The following is a 25255-nucleotide window of genomic DNA, read 5'->3' as shown; positions in this document are numbered from 1 at the left end:
AGCTCCTAGGCGGGCGGCTGTGCGGTGAAGATCCGGTCCAGGTGGTGGCGCAGCACCGCCACGGCCGCGTCGGGCCCACGTTGGCCGACCAGGATGCTGGTGCCCAGGGTGCCGGCCATGGCCAGCAGGCCGATGGCCTCCGTGCGCGGGTCGACGTCCGGGCCGGTCAGGCCCGCCTCCCGGGCCTGTGCGAGCAGTCCGGCCAGGGCGTCCTCGGCGGCGTCGGGGTTGTCGATGAACGGCTGTGCCGCCAGCGCCTCGTCGGTGACGGACAGGATCGCGTACGAGCTGTAGAGCAGGTGGAAGGTGCGGCTCTCCTCGTCCGTGGGCAGGGAGGCCAGCAGCAGCGCCTCGGCCGTGGCGCGCGGGCCCGGGGCGGGGCCGGCGGCGGCGAGGCGGGCGCCGACCCGGGCGGTGAAGCGGTCGGTGAGGTGCTGGAGCCCGTAGAGGAGCAGCTTCTCCTTGGTCTCGAAGTAGTACTGCACGAGCCGGAGCGAGACCCCGGCCTCGGCGGCGACGTCGCGCATGCCGACGGCGTGCAGTCCGCGCCGTCCGGCGACCCGGACGAGCGCCTCGGCGATCTGCCCGCGCCGTTCCTCGTGGTCAACGCGCTTCGGCATGTCCTCGTGTCTCCGTCCGTCGTTCCGCGCCCTCTTGATGGTACCGCCGTACCAACAACATGGTACGTTCGTATCACGAAGAACGGATCTTCCCAGGAGGTGCCGCCGTGCCCGAGACCGCCGTGACCCAGAGCACGCCCCGCGTACGCCGCGATGTCGGCCGCTACGTCAACGACACCCTGCGCGACCGCTACCTCGCCGCCGCCGACGTGCTCTTCGCGATGGGGGCGCCCGCCCGCTCCGAGGCGGACGTGGAGACCAGCTTCGGCACCACCCACGTCTACCGGTACGGCCCCACGGACCCCGCCGCCGAGGACCGCACCCCGATCGTCCTGATCCACGGCGCGGGCTACGGCTCGGCGATGTGGTACCCCAACACCCCCGGGCTCAGCCTCGACCGGCCCGTCTACGCCCTCGACACCCCCGGCGACGCCAACCGCAGCGTCCACCGCGAGCCCATGTGGCAGCCGGAGCGCGCCGCGCAGTGGATGGACGAGGCCCTCGACGCGCTCGGCCTGGACCGGGTCCACCTCGTCGGCTCCTCCTACGGCGGCTGGCTCGTGCTCAACCAGGCCCACCTGCGGCCCGGACGGCTCGCCTCCGTCACCGCCCTCGACCCCGGCGGGCTGGAGAAGGTCGGCCTGCGCTTCTTCGCCTGGGTCTTCGTCAGCCTCTTCGCCACCTTCGCCCCCAAGGCGCTGCGCCCCCGGTTCGCCACGTGGCTGGACCAGCCCGTCCTCGCCGTCCCGGAGATGCGCGCGTGGATCCAGCTGGGCGCCCGCGCCTACCGGATCCGCCGCCCCGCCCCGCTGCCGCTGAGCGAGGACGAGCTGCGGACCATCCGGACCCCGCTCTACGTGATCATGGGCAAGCACAGCCTGCTCGTGCACCCGAAGCGGCAGCTGGAGCGCGTCCCCAGGCTGGTGCCCGGAGCACGCGCCGAGATCGTCTCCGCGACCGGGCACGGCCCGCAGATCGACCACCCCGACGTGGTCAACGCCCGGATGCTCTCCTTCATGGAGGACGTCGACTCGCTCAGCGCGGGGCGCGGCTGAACGCCCTGCGGTACGAGCGCGGCGGCACCCCGCGCCGCCGGACGAACTGCTCCCGCAGCACCGCCGCACTGCCGAAGCCGACCAGCCGGGCGATCTCCTCGACCGGCAGGTCGGTGGTCTCCAGCAGTTCCTCGGCACGGCTGATCCGCAGCCCCAGCACCCAGGCGTGCGGGGTGGTGCCGGTCGAGGCCGCGAAGCGGCGGGCGAAGGAACGCCGGCTCATCAGCGCCCGCCGGGCCAGCTCCGCCACCGGCAGCGGCTCGTGCAGGTGCTCCCGGGCCCAGGCCAGCACCTCGGCCAGTTTCTCGTCCCGGCAGTCCTCCGGCACCGGCGTCGCCAGGTACTGGGCCTGCCCGCCGTCGCGGTGGGAGGGCAGCACCAGGTCCCGGGCGATGGCGTTGGCCGTGGCGGCCCCGTACTCCCGCCGCAGCAGGTGCAGGCACAGGTCGAAGCCCGCGGCGGCACCCGCGCCCGTGACCACCGCCCCCTCGTCCACGTACAGGGAGTCCGGCTCGACGCGGACCTGCGGATGGCGCTCGGCCAGCAGGCCGGCGAACCGCCAGTGGGTGGTGGCCCGGCGCCCGTCCAGCAGCCCGGCCGCCGCCAGCGCGAACGCCCCCACGCAGTGCGCCGCCACCAGCGCGCCCCGCCCGTGCGCGGCGGCCAGCGCCGCCAGCACCGGTGCGGGCGGCGGCGTGCGGAACTCCGCCCAGGGCAGGGCGATCACCAGGTCGGCGGAGGCCAGCCGGTCCAGGCCGTGCTCCACCGTCAGCGGCAGCCCGACGTCGCTGCGCACCGCCCCGGGCCGGTCCGTGCAGAGGGCGAAGTCGAAGCGGGGCAGGCCCTGCCCGCGCTCGTCGAACACCTCGGAGACGATCCCCGCCCCGAGCATCCCGACCCCGGGAGGGGCGTACGCGGCGACGGACACGAAGGGCGGCATGCGCGCAGTCTGGCACGCGGCCGGCCGGACCGGTGGCACGAATCCCGCGATCAGTGGCAGTGCGGCCACTCGTGAAGGGGCCCGCCAGGGCGAAGACTTGGGGACATGACGAACACGATGAACACGACGGACACGCCGCTCGGCGCCACCGCCCGCTTCCGCATCCTGACCACCGGCTACACCCTCTCCACCGGCCCCGGGGTGGCCGCCACCGTCTCCTACGTCGGCGACGGCGACCGCCACGTGATCGTCGACCCCGGCATGGTGGCCGGCCGCGACCGGATCCTCGGCCCGCTCGCGGAGCTGGGGCTCGGCCCCGACGACATCACCGACGTGGTGCTCAGCCACCACCACCCCGACAACACCATGAACGTCGGCCTCTTCGGCCACGCCCGCGTCCACGACCACAAGGCGATCTACGAGAACGACCAGTGGACCGACCGCGACGCCGAGGGCCACGAACTGAGCCCCTCGCTCCGGCTGATCCGCACCCCCGGCCACAGCCGCGAGGACATCACGCTGCTGGCCGGCACGGACGAGGGCGTCGTCGCCTTCGTGGGCGACCTGTGGTGGCGCCCCAACGGCCCGGTCGACGACCCGGTCGCCCCGGACCACGGCGTCCTGCGGGCCTCCCGGGAGCGGGTGCTCGCCGCCGCGGACGTGATCGTCCCCGGCCACGGCCCCGCCTTCCCGGCGGACGACACCGCACCCCTGTAGGAGGGGGGCGGTGTCCCGCGGATCAGCCGGCGGCGGCCGCCGCCCGCGCGGCCACGGCGCGCACGGCCGCGCGGCGCGCGGTGACGTAGGCGTACGGGGATCCGCCGTAGGCGATCCGGAACTCGCGGCCGAGCTGCCCGGCCGGCATCCCCACGGCCCGCGCGAGGGCCAGGACGTCCAGCGGCCGCGCGTACTCCCGGTCGATCCGGTCGCGCACCCGGCGCAGCCGGACGAGCCCCTTCAGGTGCTGCGCCTCGGTGAGCGCGCGCGCCCACCCGGGACGGCACATCAGCGCAGTTCCTGGATCCGGACCAGGTTGCCCGCCGGGTCGCGGAAGGCGCAGTCGCGCACGCCGTACGGCTGGTCGGTCGGCTCCTGGACCACCTCGGCGTCGGTGGCCTGGACCTTCTCGAAGACGTCGTCCACGTCCGGGGTGGCCAGCAGGATCCAGCCGTAGGTGCCCTTGGCCATCATTTCGAGGATGGTGCGGCGCTCGTCCTCGGTGATGCCGGGGTCGACGGCCGGCGGTGCCAGCAGGATCGACGTACCGGGCTGGCCGGCGGGGCCGACGGTGATCCAGCGCATCCTGCCCTGGCCGACGTCGCTGCGGACCTCGAAGCCGAGGACGTCGCGGTAGAAGGCCACCGAGGCGTCCGGGTCGTCGTGCGGGAGGGCCGTGGTGTGAATGGTGATGTCCATGTCCGCCACGTTAGGTGCGGCCCCCGGCGGGCGCTTCTCGAATCCTGACCGGTTCCCGGCCGGCTCCCTCCCCGTTCCCGGGGGTGACGACTCGGGAGTCCCGTCGTTGGCCTTCCAAAAAGATCATTTCGGAGGCCGGCAGTGAACGGACTGAACGGACAGCGGACGAGGACGAGCGGGCGGCATCTGGTCCTGGACGACGCCGAGGACGTACGGGCGGCCGCGGGCGCGCTCGCGGAAGGCTGCGCGGTGGCCCACGGGTTCGGGAACTTCTACGCCGTCACCGCGCGCGCCGACCGGGCCGCCGTCGAGCGGGTCAACCGGCTGAAGGGCCGGCCCGAGGGGCAGATCGGCAGCGTCACCACCGTCCCGGAGCGGGTCCCGTCGCTGTTCGACTGGAACCGGCTGCCCCCGGCCCTGCCGCGCCGGCAGCTGCGCCAGCTCGTCGAAGAGCTGTTCCTGCTCGGCCCGTTCGGCTTCCGCGGGCCGGCCGCGGCCCGGGTGCCGCGGCACCTGACGGCCGTCCAGGACGGGGTCACGACCGTGCAGCTCATCGGGCCGGGCTACCGCTGCCCGTCCAACGGCTTCCTCGCCGAGGCCCTGGACCGCACCGGCGACGCCCTGCTCTCCATCACCTCGGTGAACCGCTCCCGGCACCTGACCGGCGCGGAGCATGAACCGGCCCACTGGCGGGCCGAGGGCGTGATCGCCGACTTCGGCCACGAGGAGGACGTCCGGATCCTCGTCCACGACGACGAGCCCGCGGCCCGCCGGCGCCACCCGCACCACGCCCCGATGTCGACCACGGTGCTGTCCTTCCACCACGCGCCCGGGCGCAGCCGCTCGGGCCTCCCCGTCCTCACCCTGGAACGGCACGGCTCCCTCTCGGCGGACCACACCCGGGCCATCGCGGCCAACCACGGCTTCGCCCTGGTCCCGTCACCGCGGGCGGCCCGCCGCCTGCACTCCCGTACGTACGCGGACTGACGGGTCAGGCCGCGAGCGCGGGGTAGTCGGTGTAGCCGTCCGCCCCGCCCACGTACATCAGCCCCTCCTCCCGCAGGGGATTGAGGGCGGCGCCGGTGCGCAGCCGCTCCACCAGGTCGGGGTTGGCGAGGAAGGCCCGGCCGAGGGAGACCAGGTCGGCGCCCGCGGCCAGCAGCCGTTCGGCTGCGCCGCGGCCGCCGTCGGCGGGCAGCGGACCGGGCCACGGCAGCGCCGGGTTGGCGATCAGCGTGCCCTCCCACTGCTTGCGGAGGCGCTGGAAGAGCGGCTCGTCCGGGTCGGCGAAGACGACGTGGAGATAGGCCAGGCCCGTGCCGGAGAGGGCGTCGACGAGCGCCGGGTACACCTCCTCCGGGTCTTCCTCGTGCATGCCGTTGGCCGTGACCCCGGGGGCGATGCGCAGGCCCACCCGGTCCGGTCCGACCGCGTCGGCGACGGCCTCGACCACCTCGCGCACGAAGCGGGTGCGGCCCGCCACCGGGCCGCCGTAGCCGTCGGTGCGGTGGTTGGTCCCGGAGGCCAGGAACTGGTGGAGCAGGTAGCCGTTGCCGCCGTGGACCTCCACCCCGGCGAACCCGGCGTCCAGCGCCCGGCGCGCGGCGGCGGCGAAGTCGGCCACGGTGGAGCGGATCTCGGCGGCGGTCATCTCCCGGGGCACCACGGCGGGCCGGTGCCCGCCCGGGGTGAAGACCGTGCCGGGCAGCGGGACCGGTGAGGGCGCGACGGGCGACAGGCCGCCGCTGTTGTCGGGGTGGCCGATCCGGCCGCCGTGCTGGAGCTGGAGGAACATCCGCCCGCCGGCGGCGGCCACGGCCTCCGTGACGCGCCGCCAGCCGGCCACGTGCGCGTCGTTGTGGATCGCGGAGATGTTCGGGTACGTCTGGCCCACCGCGTTCGGCGTGGAGGCCTCGGCGATGATCAGCCCCGCCGAGGCGCGCTGCGCGTAGTAGGTGGCCATCAGGGGGGTGGGCACGCCGTCGGCGGCGGCGCGGTTGCGGGTCATCGGCGCCATCACCAGGCGGTTGGGCAGGCTCAGGGCACCGATGCGGGCGGTGTCGAAGACGCTGGTCATGGACCCACTTTCGAACGGTCCCGAGGGCCGAACAAGGCCGATCTGATCTACGATCGGTGACCGGAACTCACCGATGGAGGCCCGCTCTGGAACGGCACGAGATCGAGGCGTTCCTCACGCTGGCCGAGGAGTTGCACTTCCGGCGCACCTCCGAGCGGCTCGGGCTGGCCCAGGGGCGGGTCAGCCAGACCATCAAGAAGCTGGAGCGCCGCATCGGCGTCGCGCTGTTCGAACGGACCAGCCGCCGCGTCGCCCTGACCCCGGTGGGACGCCAGCTGCGCGACGACCTGCTGCCCGTCCGGGAGCAGCTGCGGCGGGCCGTCGACCGGGCCACGGCCGCGGGCCGGGGCTTCACGGGCATGCTGCGCGTCGGCTACTCCAGCCCCATGGTCGCCGAGGTGCTCCTGAAGGCCGGAGACCGGTTCCGCTCCCGCTACCCGGACTGCGAGGTCGAGATCCACGAGGTCCAGCTCTCCGACCCGTTCGGTCCGATGCGCAGCGGCCGGGTGCACCTCCAGGTCAGCGAACTGCCGGTGGAGGAGGCGGACCTCACCCTCGGACCGCTGCTGCGCCGCGAGCGCCGCGTGCTGATGGTCCCGGCCGGCCACCCCTTCGCGCGGCGCGCGTCGGTGTCCCTGGAGGACCTCGCGGAGGCGCAGCTCCTCGCGGTTGCGGGGGAGGCCGTACCGCGGCACTGGCTGGACCACCACTACCCCCGGCACACGCCGCTGGGCCGGCCCGTCCGGCACGCGCCCGCGGTCACGTACTGGACGGAGCTGCTGAGCCTGATCGGCCGGGGCAAGGGCGTCTCGCCCGCCAGCGAGTCGGCGGAGCGCTACTACGCGCGGCCCGACGTGGCCTGGATCCCCTTCAGCGACGCCCCGCCCGTCGACTACGGCTTCTTCTGGCCGACGGCCGGCGAGAGCGCCCGGGTGCGCGCCTTCACGGACACGGCCTGCGAGGTCGCGGGCCCCGACCTGCCGTGACGCCCGTCCCGGCCGGTCCGGGGCGGGTCCCCGCCGGTCCGGGGCGGGTCCCCGGCGTCCGGGGTGCGGGCCGCGGCGAAGGCGCGGATGCTGGTGGTGCCGGGCGCGCTACGGGCGCGCCGGCGTCCGCGAGGAGGAACCCATGTCGATGCTCGACAAGCTCAAGGGAATGCTGAAGGGCCACGAGGACACGGTGAGCCAGGGGGTCGAGAAGGCGGGCGACGCCTTCGACGCGAAGACCGGCAACAAGTACCAGAGCCAGGTCGACATGGCCCAGCAGAAGATCAACGAGCAGCTGGGGACCGACAAGCCCCGCGAGAACCCGCCGCAGGGCTGACCTCCGTCAGGCGAGCCAGCGGCCGTCGCGCATGAGGTCGCGGCCGCGCAGCTCGTTCGCCTCCCGCCAGGCCTGGACGCGCTGCGGCCGGATCAGGAAGTACTGGTAGGCGTCGAGGTCGCGCGGGTCGAAGCCGGTCTTGGCCGCGAACGTCTCGCCGGTCCCCGGGGGGAGGCCGGCGAGTTCCACGGGCTCGGCGGTCCCGTCGACCATGACGAGGTCACGGGTCGGCCCGATGCCGAGCCGCACCCGGCCGTCGGCCAGCAGGTTGCGGCCGGTCGCCGAGGCGCGGGGGGTCGAGACGAGGAACGCGGTCCCGTCCCACAGGAACGACAGCGGGACCAGGTGGGCGCCGCCGGGTCCGCCCGAGGACGCGAGCCAGAGGTCGACGTCCTCCTCGAAGCGCTTGCGGGTGTCGAGCAGCCTCTCGTCGAGGTCGCGCGGCGGCGCGGTCGTCATGGTTCCTCCGTCAAGTCGGCTCGGTTCAGGGCGGGTTCAGCGTACGGTGCCCGGCGCCGGCACGGCGTCCGCGGAGAGCCGGAACAGGCGCGGGCGGCCGGCGCCGGCATCGGTCCCCGCGGCCGCTGCGCGGGGCGGGCGCGCCGTGACCGGCCGGGCGGCGGGGGCCCGGCTCACGCCTGCGGCTGCCGCCGCTCGGCCAGGGCGTTGAGGAGGGCGGCGCCGCGTGCGGCGTCGTCGATGCTCACGGCGAACTCCGCGCCCTTGCGGGGCCGGACGACCAGACAGGGGCCGGAGCGCAGCATGACGGTGGTGCCGAGCCCGCCGAGCCGGTAGCCCCAGCCGCCCACCTGGGCCGGCCTGCGGTCCTCCACGCGCGCCGAGACGATGTCCGCGGCCGCCCACCGGCGGGCCGGCCGGCCCAGCGGCCCGAAGGCCACCTCCAGCCCGGCCTCCGACACGCGGGCCTGCACCGAGGCGAAGGCGAACAGGCCGAGCGAGGCGAACGCGAACGGGGTGCACCACGCCCACGCCACCCCGCCGCCGACCAGACCGCCCGCGGCCGCCAGGGCACCGGCCAGGGCCACCAGGCCGGTGACCGCCCCGAGGAGGTGGAGCCAGGGGTTCGACAGGCGGGAGAGCCAGACCAGGCGCTCACCGGCCGGGATCTCCATGACCTCGCCGCCGCCGCCCGTCCGGTCCGGTCCGGCGGGCATCACGGCCCGTCGGCCGGCCAGCCATCCGAGCGCGCCCGCCGCCCCGGCCGCCACGGCCGTGACCAGCATTCCCGCGCCGGTCGACCGGGCGTCCCGCCAGTCGGCCAGGTCAAGGTTGGCCCGCACGACCGACACCTGGGCACCCGCCAGGAACACCCCGCCGGCCGACAGCGACGCGCCCACCCAGGATGCCGAGGAGGAGCCGGCCCGCCGCCCGCCGAGGACCACGGCCGCCGCCAGGACGACCCAGACCGCCGCCGGGACCAGAGCGGCCGCCCACAGCGGCATCGAGCCGTCCGGAGCCGAGCCGCTCCAGTGCGTGGCGAGCCGGTCCGGCAGCCGCCCACCCGCGGCCGGCGGGAGCGCGGCCAGGACCGCCGCCACCCCGGCCGTCCACACCGCCGTCCCCCACCGGGCGGCGCCCTTCTCCGTGTTCACGAGGTCGGTCACGAAAGCCCCCTGATCATCTCGGCGAGATCGTCCCTGCCGTACCCGAGGTGCGCCGCGTCGTCCACCAACTGCCGCACCCGCTCCAGCAGTTGCGCCCGTCCATCGACCCCCTCGGCGACGGTGACGCCCCGCCCGCGCCGGAACTCCAGCACGCCCTCGTCGCGCAGGGCGCGCAGGCCGCGCAGGACGGTGTTCGCGTTCACGCCCAGCGCCCGGGACAGGTCCCGCGCGGGCGGCAGCCGGTCTCCCGGGGCGCATTCCCCCTCGGCGACGGCCCGGCGGATCGCCCCCGCCACCTGTTCGTGGAGGGGGCGGCCGTCGTGGGCGTCCAGTCTCAGCAGCATGGTGCTACTGAGGCTAGCACCATCGGCGTGATGCCGTCCCTCATCGGCGTCGCCGTCCTCGGAGCTGTCCTCGGATCCGTCCTCGCCGCGCGGCTCACCACGACCCCGGCCGTCCCCGCCCCGGCGCGTACGGTCCGTCCCTCAGCGGACGAGTGAGCGGGCGGTCGGCGCCAGCCGGAGGAGCCGGGGAGCCGCGGTCTGCGCCGCCTCGATCTTCGGAAGGACTTCGTCCCTGACGAAGGGACCGCCCAGTGCGCGGGCGAGGTGGCGCTGGTGGGCGCTCTCGTCCGGGTACGAGGTGAACACCGCGACGACGTTCTCCCCGGTGCGCACCGGGAGCCGGGGGAAGGTGTTGGACGCGGGCTCGGTGGCGAGTACCGCGAGGGGCGCGGGCCCCGTCTCCCGCAGCACGGGGACGAGACCGTCGTGGATCAGCGCGGCGCCGTCCTGGTCGCCCGGCGGGAAGTGCCACAGGGCGGCGGCCACGAAGCGGTCCGGTGCCGCGGCGCCTTCCCGCGGCCGTTCGGACGGGGAGACCGCGAAGCCGCTCCGGGCCGGCAGCGGTCGCAGCAGCAGGACATCGTCGGAATCGAGCATCGTGGCGTTGTCCCGGGGACCGTGCGCGCTCCACACGGGTCCGCCGTAGAAGGCCGACAGGGCCTCCCGTCGCGACTCCATGTCCGCGAAGCCGCGCAGCCAGACGAAGCGGTCCGGATCGTCGAGGTCCCGGAACTGGCCGAGGACGGTCATCCCGGTCGCTTCCTGCGTTTCGAGGAACTCCCGGTCGAACAGCTCGACGAGTTCGTCGCGGCGTCCGGGGCGCAGGGTGTACTGGCGGAGCTCGATCACGGCAGGGTGGCCGACGGGGTCGGTTGCGGGCACGGCGGACTCCTCGTTCGTGTTCTCCGGCCCGGGTGGGCCGGCCCGCCCCGACGCTAGGGCCCATGTGTGCCAGGACCTGGCAGTGTTTCGGAGCAGAATCCTCGTATGTCCGCCGACCGGTTGCTGTCGATGCTGCTGTTGCTCCAGACCCGCGGCCGCATGTCGGCCCGACGGCTCGCCGATGAGCTGGGGGTCTCCGTGCGCACCGCCTACCGAGATCTCGACCGCCTGCAGGCGTCCGGGGTCCCCGTCTACGCCGAGCAGGGCCGCACCGGCGGCTACCGGCTGCTCGACGGCTACCGCACCCACCTCACCGGGCTGAGCGAGCGCGAGGCCAGGGTGCTGTTCCTCGCCGGGCTGCCCGCGCCCGCCGCGGACCTGGGCCTGGCCGCGGAAGTGGCGGCCGCGAGGCTGAAGTTGCTGGCCGCCCTGCCGGCCGCCCTCCGCGAGGAGGCGACGCGCACCGACGCGGTCTTCCACCTGGACGCTCCCGGCTGGTACCAGGAGGCCGATGCGACTCCGTTCCTGCCCCTGCTCGTGGACGCGGTGCTCAGCCGGCGTGCGGTGGACGTGCGCTACCGCCGCTGGCGCGAACCGCAGGAGGTGGACCGGCGGCTGCGTCCCTACGGTCTGGTGCTCAAGTCGGGCACCTGGTACCTCGTGGCCGGGGTCAACGGCCGGGCCGCCACCTTCCGGATCGCGCAGGTCCTCGACGCGGTGGTGACGGACGAACACTTCGACAGGCCGGAGGACTTCGTCCTGCGCGAGTACTGGGCGTTCCACCTGGCCGACTTCCGGGCGCGGCGCCATACGGGCACCGCCACCGTCCGGGTCTCCCCGAGAGGGCGTGAGCGGCTGGCGGACAACGTCCCCGCCGAGGTGCTGCGGGCGTTCGAGGCCACCGCGGCCCCGGTCGGCGACGACGGCTGGACCGAGGCCGTCATCCCGACCGAGAGCACCGGCCACGCCTGCGGAGAACTCCTTCGGCTCGGCGCCGACGTCGAGGTCGTCGCACCGGAGGAACTCCGCCGGGCCATGACCGACGCCGTGACCGCCCTCGCCCGAACCTACGGGCTCGGCCGACCGGCCGCCGGCTGCTGCACCGAGACCGTCAACAAGCAAGGAATCAGCCCGAAATGAAGAAACGGGTCCTCGCCGTCCTCGTCCCCGCTGACGACCTGGGGCTTTGCTGTGGAGCGGATGGCGGGAATCGAACCCGCGTCATAAGCGTGGGAATCACGCGGTACTTGGCCCTGGCCGACCCTGTTGACCGTCGGCTACCGCCCCTACTGGCACGGTCCTGCCGAGGTGGCAGGCGCCGTATGCAGGGCCATTCGGGTACTATCCAGCCCTTTCATTCTGAAAAGGACGCTATGGTCCGGGCACCGGCTTCTCGATGATGAGGACGCACTGTCTATGCGACGCGTTTCGGCCTTCGCCGCCACAGCCCTGCTCTTCTCGTCCCTGAGTGGGACCGCCTACGCGGAACCATCACCTCCTGAGCCGGGCTTGCGAGCGATGTGTGGACCGTGAGGTGACCGTCTGGCGTCGAAGCGACCGCAAGGAGGACAACTGGCGGGTCTCTCGAACCTGGTTCGCCATGCCGTGCAAGAGGAGTTCCGCTGCCCGGTGGTACGTGACGGAGGCAAGGGCCTACGTCCAGAACGGCGTCTTTCACGGTGACGGCAAGTCATCTCCGGCGAAGCTGGGGTGCTCGAATTGACGACGCCCACGCCTGAGGGGCTGGGGTGGCTCCGGCCGCCGGCGGACGGAGCGGACGGCGCTGTCTGGTTGTTTGCCGAGCGGACGACCTCAGGAACGGAACTTCTCGTCGGATCCGTGGTCGCCGCCGATCCTGACCGGGCGCCGGACCCCGTCTGCTTCGTACCCGGCCCGGACACGGCCCCGATCGCGGCCGACGAGCTGACCCTCCTTGGCCCACCTCGGGCCCGCCTGTCCCAGCTCATCCTCCCGGACGCCCCCGGAGTCGACGCCTGCCTCCTGCTTCCCGACCGGGGCGAACAGTACGCGCTCAACCGGCTCACCGAACCTGACGTCAAACCGGGCGCCTTCCTGCGACTCCTGCTCCCGGGGGCCGTCGTGCACGAGGACACCGAGTGGACCGTTCGGCACGGCGGGGTCGTGTCATCACCCCAAGGCTGCCACGTCACCGCCCACGCCGCGCGACGCCCGGGCGCCCCTGACTTCCCCGACCCCTGGCCGCAGCAGCCTCTGAGGCTTCTCTTCGAGCACAGTCCTGACACGGAGGACCCCGAGGAAGTTTCCGGCGGAGGAAGCGGCACACCCCCGCACTTCGACGAGTACCGTGCCGTCGCCGTCACCACGGACCGCCGACCGAACGCCGTTGTCGTCGTCCTGGACGATCCGACCCGTGAGGGTCCCCCGATCCGGCTGAGGCTCCCGCTCCCCGCAATCTGAGCGTGTACGCCCTTCGTTGTCGTACAGGTCGCAGGGGTAGCTGATGGCGACCGTGTTCGGGCCCCGGGACCGGCGGCGACTCCGAACCGTGCGTACGAGCCGGCCGGATGGCCAGGCCTTAGGGCATCCGCAGGAGCGAAGTTACGAAGAGACCCGCCGAGGGTGGGCGGGTCTGTACACGACAAAGCCCCAGGCCGCTGACCTGGGGCTTTGTTGTGGAGCGGATGACGGGAATCAAACCCGCGCTATAGGCTTGGGAATCTACTGCGCGGAACGTGTTCAGACCATCTCTGACCTGCGTAGACAGGTTCCGATGAGCGCTTCGCGGAGGCGGTTTGGGATCCGGGTCTGACCGCTGTTGACCGCTCTCAAGGGCACGGTTGGGGCACGCCATCGCTGTGCTGCTGCGGAAAGGCGCGAGCTGCCTGGACCAACCGCGAATGGGCTTGGTTGGTAGGCCGCTCTAAGCAGGGATTGGCACCCGCAAGCCGTTACCCTCGCTGGCCGCACTTCAGGCCGAAGGCTGGGCCTTCCAGGAGCGGGCTAGAGAATCATCCCACGCGGACTCGGCGTCGTAGTCAAAGGACGCTGCCCTGCAGCCCCGGTTGCGGGCAGGGTTGCAATGCACCCAATTGTCTTCGCCAGGCCCCAGCTCGATGGGCTTCCTACAGTTGCGACACTCCGACCGCTCCGTGGCCGAGCTGATGCCTGCGGCCAACTCGTCGATGCGCTCGAGCAGCTCACGCACAGACATCTCAGGGTCTTCTGTGGCCAAGAGGGCGACCAAGCGGCGGGCGTTCTGGACCGTGGACGCGTTCAAGGAAGTGACCCCTTTGGCGAGATGTCTGGCGAACCCATCCGATCCTGCCCGACGCGGGCTGAGCCTGTCCTGGCTACGAGAGATCTCTTCGGGGCCGGAGCGGACGAGATCCAGCTGCACCCCCAAGAGGCAGGCGGGAGCATGCGTGTACAGGGACACGGCGGCGCGGGATCAAGCGTCCCTATTGCGTCGCGTCGCAGCTCTCGCAGCGGCTCACAGCCATCCGTTCGGTGTTGCCCTGGGTGGCGCGGAGCGGGTTGGAGGGCGCGAGGCGGCGCCATGCCCCGGGGGACGGGGCGGGGACCCAGCCATAGCGGGGTGGCTGGATGTCGGCCGGGACGATGTGCATGCAGCCAGGAAGGTGGGCCTTACCGCTGCCATGGATGATGATCGCAGCCGCTGGCCAGCCGTCCCATTCGCTGGTTGGCGCGCTGCTGCGCGGTGCGTGGGGATCGCAGTCTGCGCAGTTGTGCATTTCGTGGCGTTCGCAGTACTGCATCGTCCTCACCCAGTTAGGTCTCGAGCTGTTGCTCGGTGCGGTCGAGCCAACTCAGGTACCAGTGCGAGAAATCGTGTCCGGTCGGCTCGATCCCTCGATCTGCTGGCCTCAGATCCTCCCAGATGGCACCTCGGTGCGGGCCCGTCATGACGATCAGTGACGCATAGCCGCATCCCTGGTCACTCAGGTACACAGCCCCCGCTTCCTGTGCGTCATACAGCTCCTCGTAGCGCGCATCCCAGGCCACATGCGCACGACGGAACTCTTCGTCGGCCGTAAAGGCGTCTGAAGTGGGCTCCTGTGCCTCAAGAGCTTCTAGCTCACTCCTCAGCTCCTCCGCTGCAAAGGGCCGTCCGGCGAACTCGGCGGTGGTCGGCTGTGCAGAGAAGGCAAGTCCGGTGCCGAGCCACTGCCACCCCGCGTTGCCCAAGGTCGGCGTCATCAGGCCGTAGTCGGGGCCGGCTCCCCCTCCTGCGACGTGGAGGAGGAAACCCCGATACTGCGCAGGCAGGTCAATGCCCAGGTCTGCCTCCAGCGCCCGGAGCTGCCCCTCGCTCATGACCGGACCGAGGCGAAACCCGTGCCCTCGTGCTCCGAAGATCTTCTCCGCACCGGGGCGCTCGGCAAGCTGGAGCACCCGCTTGCGAACTCCCGTCCACATGTCCCGGCTCATGGGGACACACGCTAGTGAGGCGCGCACAGTCCCGGCACAGGATTTTCCACGCCCTATCGGCACGTTGCCAGTCCCCGGGGGCGTTCCCACGCAGGCAGGTCGAGTGGATTGGCTGGAGCATCGTTTGTGCGCGGCAGGGCGTAGTGGTCCTGCCGAACGGCCTGGGGCGTGGGACTGGGCGGCACCGTCAACCGGCAGGTCTTGCCGCCGCCAGATGCCGGAGGCAGCCCGCCCTGAGCTCCATCCCACCAGCACGCTCCGGGAACCGGAGTGCCTCCCATGGGGCTCGCCTGCTGCGCAGGTCGAAATCCTGTTAACCCCGATGAACATGGATCTGCCGTGACGGGTAGTCGAGTGCACGTCTCTGATCAGGGGTTCTAGCGCCATATTGGCCGTGCTGACGTGTGACTCCTCCCTGAGGCTCCCTCTCTTCTTCAGCGATGGGCCATGAGCACTGTGAATGCTCACTTGATCCACACGTTGCATTCCGCCTACGGTCCTCGTGTCGGCAGATAAAGCCGACACGATGCCAAGGAGTCGTGATGGAGCCAGCACATGACGAACAGACAGGTCTGCTTACCCGGACGCAGATCGCGCACCGCCTCCGAGTGAGCCGTCCGGCCGTGTCGAACTGGGCTCGGCGGTACGAGGACTTCCCCACACCTGTGCGTTCCGGTGACGCGGAGCTCTTTCGGGAAGCCGAGATCGGGCGATGGCTGGTGACCCGCGGCCTTCGGCCACGACAACTGTTGAAGGGGGAGCGGGCTGGTACGACCTACGCCGACCGCTTCGGCCGTGCGACCGGGAGGCGAGGGACGGCAACGAAGTCCGCGCGGATTCTCTCCCCGCAGATCGAGGACGGGGACAGGCAGGCTGTCGATCAGCTGATGGACCGTCTCGCGGATCGGGTGCGGGGTCCGGCCGCGATGGCGGATTTCGTGAACCTCTGTCTCTTCGTCATGTACGTACGCCACGCAGAGCCGGAGCAGTGGCGTCGGATCGAGCACCTCATGGCAGCGGGTGAACAGGCACAGAACGTCAAGGGACTCTTGGGTTCCCTTGGCGACATGGCCCGGGAGACTCTGCGCCAGCATGGTGACCGTACCGACATGCGGGGCAGTCTGCTGAATCTCCAACCGCGCAGCTGGGACGACCTCATTGCGGCTGTGCATACGGCGGCCCGCGCCGGCGTGGGTGCGTTTCAGCTGGTGTGGGAGTCGTTCAGCGTCCGGGAAGGACTGCAGAGCTCGGAGTTCTGCAGCCCGGTGGGCCTGGCCTCGTTGGCGGCAGATCTGATGCTGGCCCCAGGTGAGAAGGCCACTGTGTTGGACCCCTATACGCGGGGCGGGGAAATGCTGGCGGCCGCGTACCGACACGTCGGGGACGCGGGCGGGACTGTCTACGGCGAGACCCTGGACGGACGGCTGCAGTCGGTTGCGAGTCTGTACCTCCTCCACCTTGGGGTGCGGCCCAAGGTGAGCAGCAACCGGTCGGACCGATGGCCACCGCTCCGGGAACACCACGCGGACGTCGTGTTGACGAACCCGCCGTTCAACATGAGTGATGCACCCGGCCCTGGCCGGCGAACGGGGAACTGGCCGTACGGCGCCCCGCCCCGGGGCAACGACAATTTCGCCTGGGTGCAGTACGTCCTCCAGGCACTGGTACCCGGTGGACGAGCAGCGGTGGTGATGCCGGTGAAGGCGGGCAACTCGGTCAACGCTGCCGAGCGTGAGATCCGCGCGGCGCTCGTCCGTACGGGAGTCGTCGAGTCCGTCATCGTGCTGCCGCCACACCTGTTCTCCGCGACGCCGGTGCCGGTCTCCCTGTGGCTGCTGCGGCGGGTCGAACGTCCGGTACGGGAGGACGTCCTCTTCGTCGATGCACAGGGCCTGGGGGAGAAACGCCGACGTCGGCGCGTACTTCGTGACACGGACAGTGCGGCGATCACGGAGGTGGTACGTGCCTGGTTCGACAGAGCAGGTGGCCCGGAACCGGGTGAGGACGTGCTGCGCACTGCCGACCAAGGCTTCTCAGTCACCTCTGTGCTGCGCAAGGACATCGTCGGCGAGGAATACTCGCTGCACCCCGGTGACTACCTCGGTGGCGGACACTACGGTGCCGCTCCCGTTGCGGCCCGGCTGGGCGAAGCGGAGGACGCCGTGGCAGCGTACGGCGACAGGGTGCGTCTGCTGGATCAGCGGGAGCCAGGATTGGAGTACGGCTACCGTCCGGGTTCCGGTCCTGACCACTGGGAAGAGAAGACCCTCGTGCAGTTGTGCGAGATCCGCCCCGGACTTTCGTACACCCGCCTCCCAGCATCGGCGCGCACAGCCGACGCCGGTGTTCCGCTCATCTTTCCGCAGGATTTCGTCGGGGGAAGGATCGTGGACGAACCCCGTCATCGGGTGTCCTGGCAGATGGCTGAGCGTTTCAAGAAGTTCGAGGTGCACGCGAACGACATTGTCTGCGTGCGCACGGGTGCACAGCAGCAACCCGCTCTGGTTTCAAGTTCGCAAGAGGCATGGCTGCTCAGTGCGAACGTCACGCGGCTGCGTGTACTTCGGACGGCTGAGATCGATCCTCGGTACCTCCACGCCTATCTCGGCCTCCGGCACGCGCGGGAGTGGATGTCGCACCGGGCCGCGGCCACGGCAGCCCCGTCGCTGAGGTCCGAGGCCCTGGGGCACCTTCCGGTGCGCTTTCCGCCCATCGAGCAGCAGCGCCGGTGTGTGGAACTTCTCCGTGATCTGCACCAGAGCGCCGAGGCGTACGCCTCGTACGCCTCGGCGCTCGGCGGGTTGCGGGCCGAACTCGCCGAGCATCTCCTGCACGGCTCGGTGGAATCACTGTGACGGCCTACTGCGATCCCCCGAACCGTCCGTCCCTGTCCTCGTCCGAGAACCCAGAAAGGATCGATTCCATGCCCGAACCGGCGGCCTCCTCCACGCGCATGTGGCGACTGTGGATTGCCCTGTACGTGGCCTGTTCCGTGGTGGTCGGCCTGGTCGTCGCCCTGCTCACGCTTCGATCGGGCGCCGCCACCACCGAGGCCGTTCTGGCCGGGGGAGGCGGTTTCGCGACCGCGTTCGCCCTCTTCCTCGCTGTGCCGGCAACCGTGCGTGAACTCAAGCGCATGGGCTGAGCCGGATCCCCTCTCGGGGTTCGTGAAGACCGGGGTCGGGTCATCGGGCCGAGGTCGCCCCTACGCCTTGATGGACGCCACTTCCAGGTGCGCTGGACGGCTCCGGTGTCCGGAAGGACTGCCAGTCCTGCGGGCCGAGTCAAGAAATTGCCGGCACTCGGACTTGGAGCGGCAGTGTGAGACGGCGGCCGCCTTTACGCTCAGGCGACTCCGCGCCGAGGATTCTGGCGCGAAAGCCGTAGACAGGTTGAGACAACGACGAAGGCCCAGGTCGCTGACCTGGGCCTTCGTTCAAGAGCGGATGACGGGAATCGAACCCGCGCTATAAGCTTGGGAAGCTCATGTTCTACCATTAAACTACATCCGCAAGGTGGTCCAGTTGCCTGGATCCCTACCGTTGCACACTGTACCCCATGATCGACCCCCGGTGAATTCTCCCGTCCGGGTCGTCGTCGTTTGCGCCTCGCAGCAGGGTTCGTGGGGGCGGGAGTTGGGGCGTACCGTAGGGGCGCGGAGCGGCGGCTGGAGTGGGTCCCGATCATCCCCTAATGTGGCGATTCATCGCGTTACGGCTCGTTGGGGAAAGGGACTCGATGGAGCACACAGTCGTCCGTTGTGCCGAAGGGCATGTTTTCAACACCGCTTCGTTCCCGCTGCAGCACCTCGGTGCCGGCCGGATCGGGCCCGGGCGGCTGCTGCGGTGCCCGCGGTGCGCGCGGCTGAGGCACGCGGTGCCCGTCGGCGGCGTCAAGCGCTAGGGCGCGGGACGACAGGACGGTAGGCGGTACGGGCGCGCGGGGGCCTTCTCGATTGGGGGTGGCCCGCGCGCTCTGCGTATCCTCGGGACGTGCTTCTCTCCGACAAAGACATCCGGGCCGAGATCGACAGCGGACGGGTTCGCATTGACCCGTTCGACGAGTCGATGGTGCAGCCCTCCAGCATCGACGTACGCCTCGACCGGTTCTTCCGGGTCTTCGAGAACCACCGCTACGCGCACATCGACCCCGCCATCGAGCAGCCCGACCTGACCCGCATGGTCGAGCCCGAGGGCGACGAGGCGTTCATCCTGCATCCGGGTGAGTTCGTGCTGGCCTCGACGTACGAGGTCATCTCGCTCCCCGAGGACATCGCCTCCCGGCTGGAGGGCAAGTCCAGCCTCGGCCGCCTGGGTCTGGTGACGCATTCGACGGCCGGGTTCATCGACCCCGGGTTCTCCGGGCACGTGACCCTGGAGCTGTCGAACCTGGCCACCCTTCCGATCAAGCTCTGGCCGGGCATGAAGATCGGGCAGCTGTGCATGTTCCGCCTCAGCTCGCCCGCGGAGTTCCCGTACGGCAGCGAGCGGTACGGATCCAGGTACCAGGGGCAGCGCGGGCCGACCGCCTCGCGCTCCTTCCAGAACTTCCACCGCACCCAGGTGAGGCACGAGGCATGAGCGCAGTACGCGAGAACCTGACCTACGAGGGCTTCGGCAACGCCGTCCGCGAGCTGGCGCAGACCATCGCCGACGACGGCTACGAGCCCGACATCATCCTGAGCATCGCCCGCGGCGGCGTGTTCGTCGCCGGCGGCCTGGCGTACGCGCTCGACTGCAAGAACATCCACCTCGTGAACGTGGAGTTCTACACCGGCGTGGGCACCACCCTGGAGATGCCGGTCATGCTGGCGCCGGTGCCCGAGGCGATCGACTTCACGAACAAGAAGGTCCTGATCGCCGACGACGTGGCCGACACGGGCAAGACGCTCAAGCTCGTCCACGACTTCTGCCTCGGCCACGTCGCCGAGGTGCGCTCCGCCGTCATCTACGAGAAGTCCCACTCGCTCGTGCAGTGCGAGTACGTGTGGAAGCGCACCGACGACTGGATCGAGTTCCCCTGGTCGGTCCAGCCGCCTGTGGTCAAGCGCGAGGGCCAGGTCCTCGACGCCTGATACGGGTACGGACACGGATACGGGAAGGGCCCGCCGCGCGATCGCGCGGCGGGCCCTTCCCATACGTGCCGGGTCGGCTAGAGCGTGCCCAGCTTGATCATCGAGAGCAGTGCGACCAGCTGGATCGCGGACGCGCCCAGCGCCTTCTGCCAGGGCAGGTCGTGCGACTTGCTCACCATCGAGGTGAACAGGGCGCCGGCCGCCAGCCAGGTCACCCAGCCCAGCACCTGCACGAGCATGTTGTCGCCGCCCAGGAACACCGCCACCAGCAGGCGCGGTGCGTCTGTGATGGACATGACCAGCATCGACAGGCCCACGGTCGGCTGCCACGCGCCGTCGCCGCCCAGCTGGCGGGCCAGCGTGTGGGTGACCGCGCCGAGGATCAGGCCGCACAGCACGAAGGCCACGCCGGCGCTGAGGATGATCGGGATCACCTGGGTGAGGGTCGCCTTGATGGCGTCCTCGCGGGCCTTGTCGAAGCCGAAGACCGCGAGCATGCCGTAGACGAAGGTCACGACCAGCGCCGGGCCCCAGACGGGGTAGTCGCGCATCTGGAGGAAGGTCGGCCCCGGCCGCAGCACGATGCCGCGCAGCAGGTCCTTCCAGGGCAGCCGCGGCCCGGCGGGGGCCGCGGGGGCCGCGCCCGCCTGGTAGGTCGCGCCCTGGCCGTACGGGTCCTCGCCGACCGAGAAGGCCTGGGTGTGGCCCGGGTCGTTCGCGTACGAGCCCCCGTGCGCGTGCTGCCCCGCGTACGGGTCGTGCGGCGGCTGCGGGTGCGGCTGGGCGTACTGGCCGGGCCGGCCCTGCTGGCCCTGCTGGCCGTACGGGTCGAAGTACTCCGGTTCGCCGTGGTCGCCCGCGCCGCCCTGGGCCGGCCAGTGCTGCTGCGGCGGCGGGCCTGCGGGCGGGTAGGGCTGATGGCCGTACGGTGCCTGCGGCGCTTGCTGCTGCTGCTGACCGTACGGCTGCTGCCGCGGGGTGTGCGGGGGTTGCTGCGGAGGGTGGTTGTCGTCCCTGCCGCGTCCGATCCTGAATCCAGCCACGTGATCGAAAGTACCTGCTCCGCCGGGCGACCGTGGCCGGGCCGCCGATACGGGCGGCCTTTGCGGCTGACCTGTGACATCCCCTAGGGGGAGTGGGGGGAGGGTGATTTACACGGTTGCGTGGGGTTCTGTGGGGGTCTGTTACGCAGCCGAGGGGATGCGTACGCATCCGGTCCGTAGCTTCGGGAGTGTCGCCGCCACGGAGTCACGAACCAGAACGGAAACCCCAGACATGCGCCGTACCCGCCGCAGCACCGCCCTTCGTACCGCCGCAGTCCTCACCGGCACCGCCGCCGTGCTGGCGCTGCCCGTCGGCTCCGCCTTCGCGGACTCGCCGACGGTGCCGGAGCCCGAGGTGCTGCCGGGGATCGAGCAGCCGGTGGTGGACCCGTCGGTGAAGCCGCCGGTCGAGCCGAGCGAGAAGCCGGCCGGCAAGCCGTGGAAGGGGCGGGTGTACGTCACCACCGTGAAGCTGGCCGACGGGTCGGTCGCCAAGGTCTACAAGGCCGGCGACGGCCGCTTCGAGGCGGACGTCCTCGCCCGCGGCACGAAGCTGGACACCCTGGTCAGCAGGAACGGCGAACCGGCGTACGGGCAGCACAACGGCCTGCACGTCGTCCTCCGGCCGGACGGCACCGTCACCTCGTGGGTCGAGGGCGGCTCCCACAAGCCGAAGCCGAAGCTGGAGAAGGAGACCTCGGTGCGGATCACCATGCCGGACGGGCGGATCGCGCGGCTGGTCGACGGCCCGAAGGGCAAGCGGGCCGAGATCTCCATGCCGAACGGCAACGTGCTCGGCTCGATCGACCTGAAGAACCCGAGCGTGCTGAACGACGGCTGGACGTACAGGCTCGTCCAGGACGGGAAGCGCGTGAAGTTCGTCGTCATCGACGGCAAGGGGGGCGGGGACAGCTGGGTGTACGACTTCTCCACCGGCAGGCTGATCGAGCGGTACCGGGCGGAGAAGCCGACGACGGCGAAGCCGACGAAGATCGAGCGGGTCCTCCCGAAGGGCGGCGTGAACGCCGGCGCCCCGGGCACCACCGACCCGCAGACGGAAACCCCGCTGCTGCTGGCCGCGGGCGGCGGCATGGCCGCGACGGGCGCGGCGGGCCTCGGCTTCGCACTGCTCCGCCGCAACCGCACCGACGGCTGACGCCCCGCCCGGCAGCCGGATACGCGGAACGGCCGGTCCCCCCGCGGGGGGACCGGCCGTTCTCACCGTGACGAGCGGCCCGCGCCTACTTGGCCGCCTCGGGCGCGTCCTTGGCGTCTGCCGCGTCCTCGGCCGGAGCGTCGGCCCCGGACTTGGTCCCAGCCGGAGCCTCCGCCTCGGTCTCGGCCGGAGCCTCCGCCTCGGTCTCGGCCGGAGCCTCCGCCTCGGTCTCGGCCGGAGCCTCCGCCTTGGTCTCGGCCTCGGCGGTGGCCGCGTCCTCAGCCGGGGCTGCCTTGGTCTCGGCCTCTGCCTGGGCCGCGTCCTCTGCCGGGGCCTCCGCCTTGGTCTCGGTCTGCGCCTTGGCCGGAGCCTCCGCCTTGGCCGGGGCCTCCGCCTTGGTCTCGGCTTCGGCCGGAGCCTCGGCCTCGGCCTCGGTCGCAGCTTCGGTCTCCGCCTTGGCCGGGGTCTGAGCGTCAGCCGGGGCCTCCGCCTTGGTCTCGGCCTCCGCCGGGGCCTCGGCCTTGTCCTCGGCTGGAGTTTCGGCCTTGGCCTCGGCGGGAGCCTCGGTCTCCGCCCCGGCGTCCGATTCCGGCTTCGCCTCGGGCGCCTCGTCGGCGGCCTCGGTCTCCGCGACCGGAGCCTCCTTGGCGTCGGCGTCCGGCTCCGGCTTCGCGTCGGCCTTCGGCGCCGCCTCGGTCTCGGCCTCGGCGTCGGACTTCGGCTCCGCAGCGGCGGCCGCCTCGGACTCCTTCTCCGCAGCGGCAGCGGCAGCGGCAGCGGCCTCGGCGGCCTCGGCGGCCTCGGCCTTTTCCTTCGCCTTCGCAGCGGCAGCCGCCTTCGCCTCCGCCTCGGCAGCGGCCTTCGCTTCCGCGGCCGCCTTCGCCTCGGCCTCCTCGGCGGCAGCCGCAGCGGCGGCCGCCTCGGCCTCCGCCGCCAGGGCCGCGAGCTCCTCCTCCGTCGGCTCCGGGGCCTTCACCGACTCCAGCAGCAGCTGCGCCACGTCCACGACCTGGACGGACTCCTTCGCCTGGCCGTCGTTCTTCTTGCCGTTCACCGAGTCGGTCAGCATCACCAGGCAGAACGGGCAGGCGGTGGAGACGATGTCGGGGTTCAGCGAGAGGGCCTCGTCGACGCGCTCGTTGTTGATGCGCTTGCCGATCCGCTCCTCCATCCACATCCGCGCACCACCGGCGCCACAGCAGAAGCCCCGCTCCTTGTGGCGGTGCATCTCCTGCTGCCGCAGCCCCGGCACGGCGGACATGATCTCGCGCGGCGGCGTGTAGACCTTGTTGTGCCGGCCCAGGTAGCAGGGGTCGTGGTACGTGATGAGGCCGTCGACCGGCGTCACCGGCGTCAGCCGGCCCTCGTCGATCAGGTGCTGCAGCAGCTGCGTGTGGTGGATGACCTCGTACTCGCCGCCCAGCTGCGGGTACTCGTTGGCGATGGTGTTGAAGCAGTGCGGGCAGGTGGAGACGATCCGCTTCGCCGACTTCGGCTTCTTCGTCGACGGGTCGTCGTCGTCCTCGCCGAACGCCATGTTCAGCATGGCCACGTTCTCCTGGCCCAGCTGCTGGAACAGCGGCTCATTGCCCAGGCGGCGCGGCGAGTCACCGGTGCACTTCTCGTCGCCGCCCATGATCGCGAACTTGACGCCCGCGATGTTCAGCAGCTCCGCGAAGGCCTTGGTGGTCTTCTTCGCCCGGTCCTCCAGGGCGCCCGCGCAGCCGACCCAGTACAGGTAGTCGAACTCCGAGAGGTCCTCCGCGTCCTTCCCGATGATCGGGACCTCGAAGTCGACCTCCTTCGTCCACTCCACGCGCTGCTTCTTGGCCAGGCCCCAGGGGTTGCCCTTCTTCTCCAGGTTCTTGAGCATCGTGCCCGCCTCCGACGGGAACGCGCTCTCGATCATCACCTGGTAGCGGCGCATGTCGACGATGTGGTCGATGTGCTCGATGTCGACGGGGCACTGCTCCACGCACGCGCCACAGGTCGTGCAGGACCACAGCACGTCCGGGTCGATGACGCCGTTCTCCTCGGCCGTGCCGATCAGCGGGCGCTCCGCCTCGGCCAGGGCCGCCGCCGGGACGTCCTTGAGCTGCTCGGCGGTCGCCTTCTCCTCGCCCTCCATGGTCTTGCCGCCGCCCGCGAGCAGGTACGGGGCCTTCGCGTGCGCGTGGTCGCGCAGCGACATGATCAGGAGCTTCGGGGACAGCGGCTTGCCGGTGTTCCAGGCGGGGCACTGCGACTGGCAGCGGCCGCACTCGGTGCAGGTGGAGAAGTCGAGGATGCCCTTCCAGGAGAACTGCTCGACCTGGGAGACGCCGAAGACGTCGTCCTCGCCCGGCTCCTCGAAGTCGATCTCCTTGCCGCCCGAGGTCATCGGCTGCAGGGCGCCGAGCGCCGTCGAACCGTCGGCGTTGCGCTTGAACCAGATGTTCGGGAAGCCGAGGAAGCGGTGCCAGGCCACGCCCATGTTGGTGTTGAGCGAGACCGTGATCATCCAGATGAAGGAGACGCTGATCTTCACCATCGCGGTGAAGTAGATGGCGTTCTGGATGCCGCTGTAGGAGAGGCCCTTGAAGGCCAGCACCAGCGGGTACGAGGCGAAGTACGCCGGCTCGTACGACTCGACGCCGTGGATCGCGCCCTCCAGGCCGCGCAGCGCGAGGATCGCGAGGCCGATGGTGAGGATGACGTACTCGACGAAGTACGCCTGCCAGGCCTTCGAGCCGGCGAAGCGCGACTTGCGACCGGCCCGCGAGGGGAGGTTGAGCAGGCGGATCACCATCAGGACGACGATGCCGACGACGGTCATCACGCCGATGAACTCGGTGTAGAGCTCGAAGGGCAGGAAGTCGCCGACGATCGGCAGCAGCCAGTCGGCCTGGAAGAGTTGGCCGAAGGCCTGCACCAGGGTGGGCGGCAGCGTCAGGAATCCGATCGCGACGAACCAGTGCGCGAAGCCGACGATGCCCCACCGGTTCATCCGGGAGTGCCCGAGGAACTCCCTGACCAGGGTGATCGTTCGGTCCTTCGGACGGTCCGTGCGGCTGCCCGCCGGTACGGGTTGGCCGAGCTTCACGAACCGGTAGATCTGCGCCACGGCTCGGGCGATCAGCGCGACGCCGACCACGGTCAGGACCAGCGACACGATGATCGCGGCGAGTTGCATGGGAGGGCTCCTCGGGCGGGACTTACTAAGCGGTAACTTATTGAGTCAAGGCTTGAGGTTACCCAGTTCCCGCGCCGCACTGTAGGTGAGCGTGCGG

At 71.2% G+C, this 25255-nt stretch carries 24 protein-coding genes, 1 tRNA gene and 1 pseudogene; 13 read left to right on the top strand and 13 right to left on the bottom strand.

Features of this window, described 5'->3' with window-relative positions; all coding sequences use genetic code 11:
• Positions 1-5 precede the first annotated feature (5 nt).
• Positions 6-620, bottom strand: coding sequence for a TetR/AcrR family transcriptional regulator (locus ACIPW5_RS28785; protein WP_401250826.1), 615 nt, complete (start codon positions 618-620; stop codon positions 6-8).
• A 107-nt stretch (positions 621-727) separates the two neighbouring features.
• Between ACIPW5_RS28785 and ACIPW5_RS28780 the strand changes: the two genes are divergently transcribed.
• Positions 728-1675, top strand: coding sequence for an alpha/beta fold hydrolase (locus ACIPW5_RS28780; RefSeq protein ID WP_401250823.1), 948 nt, complete (start codon positions 728-730; stop codon positions 1673-1675).
• Here ACIPW5_RS28780 and ACIPW5_RS28775 read toward each other — a convergent pair.
• Positions 1656-2615, bottom strand: coding sequence for a GlxA family transcriptional regulator (locus ACIPW5_RS28775; protein ID WP_401250820.1), 960 nt, complete (start codon positions 2613-2615; stop codon positions 1656-1658). The two genes, ACIPW5_RS28780 and ACIPW5_RS28775, sit on opposite strands and share 20 nt — an antisense overlap.
• A 105-nt stretch (positions 2616-2720) precedes the next feature.
• Between ACIPW5_RS28775 and ACIPW5_RS28770 the strand changes: the two genes are divergently transcribed.
• Positions 2721-3332 (top strand): MBL fold metallo-hydrolase, encoded by a 612-nt coding sequence (locus ACIPW5_RS28770; protein ID WP_401250817.1) that lies wholly within the window; start codon positions 2721-2723, stop codon positions 3330-3332.
• Positions 3333-3354: 22 nt separating this feature from the next.
• Here the strand turns inward: ACIPW5_RS28770 and ACIPW5_RS28765 are convergent, their stop codons facing one another.
• The gene (locus ACIPW5_RS28765; RefSeq protein WP_401250814.1) at positions 3355-3621 is read right to left on the bottom strand and encodes a hypothetical protein; all 267 of its coding nucleotides are present in this window, start codon (positions 3619-3621) and stop codon (positions 3355-3357) included.
• Entirely contained in the window at positions 3621-4031 is a 411-nt protein-coding gene (locus ACIPW5_RS28760; protein ID WP_401250811.1) for a VOC family protein, read from the bottom strand. The genes ACIPW5_RS28765 and ACIPW5_RS28760 overlap by 1 nt, the downstream gene beginning before the upstream one ends.
• Positions 4032-4172: 141 nt before the next feature.
• On the opposite strand from ACIPW5_RS28760, the gene ACIPW5_RS28755 reads away from it, so the two are divergent.
• On the top strand, positions 4173-5018 hold the full coding sequence (locus ACIPW5_RS28755; protein ID WP_401250808.1) for an L-threonylcarbamoyladenylate synthase: 846 nt from the start codon (positions 4173-4175) through the stop codon (positions 5016-5018).
• Positions 5019-5022: 4 nt separating this feature from the next.
• Here ACIPW5_RS28755 and ACIPW5_RS28750 read toward each other — a convergent pair whose 3' ends face one another.
• Entirely contained in the window at positions 5023-6108 is a 1086-nt protein-coding gene (locus tag ACIPW5_RS28750; RefSeq protein WP_401250806.1) for an alkene reductase, read from the bottom strand.
• Positions 6109-6164: 56 nt separating this feature from the next.
• On the opposite strand from ACIPW5_RS28750, the gene ACIPW5_RS28745 reads away from it, so the two are divergent.
• Both ACIPW5_RS28745 and ACIPW5_RS28740 read left to right on the top strand, forming a co-directional pair.
• Positions 6165-7094: a LysR family transcriptional regulator gene (locus ACIPW5_RS28745; protein WP_401250803.1), complete on the top strand. Its 930-nt coding sequence runs from the start codon at positions 6165-6167 to the stop codon at positions 7092-7094.
• Positions 7095-7236: 142 nt separating this feature from the next.
• A complete protein-coding gene (locus ACIPW5_RS28740) occupies positions 7237-7431 on the top strand; it encodes an antitoxin (protein WP_401250800.1) in 195 nt (64 codons plus the stop codon).
• A 6-nt stretch (positions 7432-7437) separates the two neighbouring features.
• Here ACIPW5_RS28740 and ACIPW5_RS28735 read toward each other — a convergent pair whose 3' ends face one another.
• The 3 genes from ACIPW5_RS28735 to ACIPW5_RS28725 form a co-directional block, all read right to left on the bottom strand.
• On the bottom strand, positions 7438-7890 hold the full coding sequence (locus tag ACIPW5_RS28735) for a pyridoxamine 5'-phosphate oxidase family protein (protein ID WP_401250798.1): 453 nt from the start codon (positions 7888-7890) through the stop codon (positions 7438-7440).
• A gap of 173 nt (positions 7891-8063) precedes the next feature.
• Entirely contained in the window at positions 8064-9056 is a 993-nt protein-coding gene (locus ACIPW5_RS28730) for a DUF1648 domain-containing protein (RefSeq protein ID WP_401250795.1), read from the bottom strand.
• Positions 9053-9400: a GntR family transcriptional regulator gene (locus tag ACIPW5_RS28725; RefSeq protein WP_401250792.1), complete on the bottom strand. Its 348-nt coding sequence runs from the start codon at positions 9398-9400 to the stop codon at positions 9053-9055. Before ACIPW5_RS28725 ends, ACIPW5_RS28730 begins: the two co-directional genes overlap by 4 nt.
• Positions 9401-9430: 30 nt before the next feature.
• Here ACIPW5_RS28725 and ACIPW5_RS28720 point away from each other — a divergent pair, with 30 nt between their 5' ends.
• Positions 9431-9556, top strand: a complete 126-nt coding sequence (locus ACIPW5_RS28720) for a hypothetical protein (protein ID WP_401250790.1) — start codon at positions 9431-9433, stop codon at positions 9554-9556.
• Here the strand turns inward: ACIPW5_RS28720 and ACIPW5_RS28715 are convergent.
• Positions 9542-10282: an NIPSNAP family protein gene (locus ACIPW5_RS28715; RefSeq protein WP_401250787.1), complete on the bottom strand. Its 741-nt coding sequence runs from the start codon at positions 10280-10282 to the stop codon at positions 9542-9544. The two genes, ACIPW5_RS28720 and ACIPW5_RS28715, sit on opposite strands and share 15 nt — an antisense overlap.
• A gap of 105 nt (positions 10283-10387) precedes the next feature.
• Here ACIPW5_RS28715 and ACIPW5_RS28710 point away from each other — a divergent pair, with 105 nt between their 5' ends.
• Both ACIPW5_RS28710 and ACIPW5_RS28705 read left to right on the top strand, forming a co-directional pair.
• Positions 10388-11422 (top strand): helix-turn-helix transcriptional regulator, encoded by a 1035-nt coding sequence (locus ACIPW5_RS28710; RefSeq protein ID WP_401250785.1) that lies wholly within the window; start codon positions 10388-10390, stop codon positions 11420-11422.
• Between the two features lie 699 nt (positions 11423-12121).
• Positions 12122-12721, top strand: coding sequence for a hypothetical protein (locus ACIPW5_RS28705; RefSeq protein WP_401250782.1), 600 nt, complete (start codon positions 12122-12124; stop codon positions 12719-12721).
• 1332 nt (positions 12722-14053) lie between these two features.
• On the opposite strand, the gene ACIPW5_RS28700 is transcribed toward ACIPW5_RS28705, so the two are convergent.
• Complete coding sequence (locus ACIPW5_RS28700) at positions 14054-14713, bottom strand: SMI1/KNR4 family protein (protein ID WP_401250779.1); 660 nt, start codon at positions 14711-14713, stop codon at positions 14054-14056.
• Between the two features lie 542 nt (positions 14714-15255).
• Between ACIPW5_RS28700 and ACIPW5_RS28695 the strand changes: the two genes are divergently transcribed.
• Entirely contained in the window at positions 15256-17568 is a 2313-nt protein-coding gene (locus ACIPW5_RS28695; RefSeq protein ID WP_401250776.1) for an N-6 DNA methylase, read from the top strand.
• Between the two features lie 68 nt (positions 17569-17636).
• Positions 17637-17858 carry a hypothetical protein gene (locus ACIPW5_RS28690; RefSeq protein ID WP_401250773.1) on the top strand — a complete coding sequence of 74 codons (222 nt, stop codon included), beginning with the start codon at positions 17637-17639 and terminating at the stop codon, positions 17856-17858.
• 296 nt (positions 17859-18154) lie between these two features.
• On the opposite strand, the gene ACIPW5_RS28685 is transcribed toward ACIPW5_RS28690, so the two are convergent.
• Positions 18155-18225, bottom strand: a tRNA-Gly gene (locus ACIPW5_RS28685).
• 480 nt (positions 18226-18705) lie between these two features.
• On the opposite strand from ACIPW5_RS28685, the gene dcd reads away from it, so the two are divergent.
• The gene (gene dcd, locus ACIPW5_RS28680) at positions 18706-19293 is read left to right on the top strand and encodes a dCTP deaminase (protein ID WP_007265045.1); all 588 of its coding nucleotides are present in this window, start codon (positions 18706-18708) and stop codon (positions 19291-19293) included.
• Positions 19290-19787 carry a phosphoribosyltransferase gene (locus ACIPW5_RS28675; RefSeq protein ID WP_363053693.1) on the top strand — a complete coding sequence of 166 codons (498 nt, stop codon included), beginning with the start codon at positions 19290-19292 and terminating at the stop codon, positions 19785-19787. The genes dcd and ACIPW5_RS28675 overlap by 4 nt, the downstream gene beginning before the upstream one ends.
• A 77-nt stretch (positions 19788-19864) precedes the next feature.
• On the opposite strand, the gene ACIPW5_RS28670 is transcribed toward ACIPW5_RS28675, so the two are convergent.
• The gene (locus ACIPW5_RS28670; protein ID WP_401250768.1) at positions 19865-20830 is read right to left on the bottom strand and encodes a Yip1 family protein; all 966 of its coding nucleotides are present in this window, start codon (positions 20828-20830) and stop codon (positions 19865-19867) included.
• A 232-nt stretch (positions 20831-21062) separates the two neighbouring features.
• Between ACIPW5_RS28670 and ACIPW5_RS28665 the strand changes: the two genes are divergently transcribed.
• Positions 21063-21986, top strand: a complete 924-nt coding sequence (locus ACIPW5_RS28665; RefSeq protein ID WP_401250766.1) for a hypothetical protein — start codon at positions 21063-21065, stop codon at positions 21984-21986.
• A 913-nt stretch (positions 21987-22899) separates the two neighbouring features.
• On the opposite strand, the pseudogene ACIPW5_RS28660 reads toward ACIPW5_RS28665, so the two are convergent.
• A pseudogene (locus tag ACIPW5_RS28660) lies at positions 22900-25158 on the bottom strand (heterodisulfide reductase-related iron-sulfur binding cluster); the annotation flags it as partial.
• Positions 25159-25255: the final 97 nt, after the last annotated feature.

It is taken from the genome of Streptomyces sp. NPDC090077, from assembly GCF_044747545.1.
GTDB lineage: Bacteria > Actinomycetota > Actinomycetes > Streptomycetales > Streptomycetaceae > Streptomyces.
Note: the sequence above shows the minus strand (reverse complement) of the source record. Positions and strands in the feature narration are given on the sequence as shown.